The 1,607-nt window shown below is 54.5% G+C and carries 4 protein-coding genes; 1 reads left to right on the forward strand and 3 read right to left on the reverse strand.

Going from position 1 to position 1,607, the window contains the following annotated elements; all coding sequences use genetic code 11:
* A partial coding sequence (locus tag HP566_RS20815; RefSeq protein WP_249979215.1) for a hypothetical protein occupies nucleotides 1–247 on the forward strand: 247 nt, incomplete at its 5' end.
* A 207-nt stretch (nucleotides 248–454) separates the two neighbouring features.
* On the opposite strand, the gene HP566_RS20820 is transcribed toward HP566_RS20815, so the two are convergent.
* From HP566_RS20820 to HP566_RS20830, 3 genes are all read right to left on the reverse strand, one after another.
* Nucleotides 455–769: a hypothetical protein gene (locus HP566_RS20820; protein ID WP_249979216.1), complete on the reverse strand. Its 315-nt coding sequence runs from the start codon at nucleotides 767–769 to the stop codon at nucleotides 455–457.
* Between the two features lie 169 nt (nucleotides 770–938).
* On the reverse strand, nucleotides 939–1,226 hold the full coding sequence (locus HP566_RS20825) for a hypothetical protein (protein WP_249979217.1): 288 nt from the start codon (nucleotides 1,224–1,226) through the stop codon (nucleotides 939–941).
* Nucleotides 1,219–1,607 (reverse strand): hypothetical protein (locus HP566_RS20830; protein WP_249979218.1); only part of this gene is annotated, 389 nt, incomplete at its 5' end. The genes HP566_RS20825 and HP566_RS20830, both read right to left, overlap by 8 nt.

The following is a 1,607-nucleotide window of genomic DNA, read 5'->3' on the forward strand; positions in this document are numbered from 1 at the left end:
AGAGCGTGTCGCTGAGGGCTGCGCCGAGGTCACCACGCTGGTTGATCAGGCTGACCGCGCCGGTACCGGCCAATGCTCCGGCACCGGCATTCACCATCGCGGCACCCATGGCATTGTTGATCAGGCCACCGGCAGCGGGACCCGCCCAGGCGGCCGAGACGATGCTGACCGCGAGCGCGGCGCCCGGCCCGAGGGGATTGCGAATAGCTCCAACTGTCATGGATGGCTTCCACCTGCCGCCAGTTGATATCGCCACGCGCCTCCATCGCTTGCAGCCAAGCGAGATCGGGATTGGCTTCGGCCATGGCGTCGATGACCTGGCGCACGCTTTGCGCATTGACTTCCGGCACGTCGATGGTGATGCCTTGCGCGGCCTGGATGGCGAGTTCGCCCTGGTAGCGTAGCTCGCTCTGGCGCAGGGTCTCACGAGTGCTGCCTTCCACTGCCTTACCGCTCACTTCTGCTTGAACAGACGTGAACATCGCTTTCCTATCCACCAGCCACACACAGCAGCAATCCAGATGACAAGACTTTTCAATATGTCATTTATCCCGTCCTCGGTTAATGCGGGCCAGAGTTTCATTACGAAGAGAGCGCTCAAGAAGACTCCACAGATTCCGGAGAACCCGAGCTTATCCATCAGTAAAACGGCCGGTGGTATTTCTTCATTCGCTTGGCGGTTCTTCTCAATAGCGGCCGGAGTAGTAAAATCGCCCCAGCGAAACGTGGTATTTTTCTCAAGATACTGTTTCACCATCTGCTCAGACATAAACTTCTCTACGTGGCCATTCTGCCGAGTTTCCTGTCCTGATTGGCTAAGCCATAACACATAAACCTTATCTAATATAATCAACTCAGCTCGATGTACGATATCGCCTGTAGCAGTTGACTCGACAAAAGAAGCACGCATAGGAGAGTTTTTTGCCTCATAGGTATCCTCATTTTTTCGCTCTCCTTGCTTCTTCAGGGTATTTTCTGTGATACCTCATATTAAACACATCCACTAAAACGCCAAAAACAAACGCTCCTGCAACTCCCACTGCCCATACTCGATGCCAGCGCTGCTGTGCTGGCCCATAGCCTCGCAGCTCCCCTCCGAACAGGGAATACAGCCATTCCCCAATAGCCACGCTATTCCAGAAGAACAGAAACGCAGCCAAGCACACAGCAGAAAACTTGATGTTTCTCTTAAGAAAAGCCGACCACGTCCATTCGGATTTATTCATTTTGGTCCTCATTGTTTCCAGCGTCAGGCAGGCTAATCAATGCCGGCATATTACCGATTATCGTCTCAGTAGTGTTACCGACCACCTCCGCGGAGGGTAATGGCATAGTAATAGTGGCCGGCGTCTGGAAGACTGGCACACTTACCTGCTTCGGCAAACCTTGAAGGCGCTGCCCTATTATTCCGCCAATGTAAGTTCCAACACTACCAGCCCCCGCACCCAAAAGCGTACTCTGTCCCACCGACCGACTTTCGTCATACATCCAATTCGTCGCTGACGTATGGGCACCGCCCGCCGCACCACCCACGATGGCATTACCGATAATACTGCCACTGGTCATCGGGCCGAGGACCAGACCTGTGCCGCCTGCGGCCAGCGTTT

Source organism: Vreelandella olivaria (genome assembly GCF_023507745.1).
GTDB classification, from domain to species: Bacteria; Pseudomonadota; Gammaproteobacteria; order Pseudomonadales; family Halomonadaceae; genus Vreelandella; species Vreelandella olivaria_A.

Coding starts and splice junctions, on each gene's coding strand:
- HP566_RS20825 (WP_249979217.1), bottom strand. CDS start 1,226: ATGAATAAATCCGAATGGACGTGGTCGGCTTTTCTTAAGAGAAACATC.
- HP566_RS20820 (WP_249979216.1), bottom strand. CDS start 769: ATGTCTGAGCAGATGGTGAAACAGTATCTTGAGAAAAATACCACGTTT.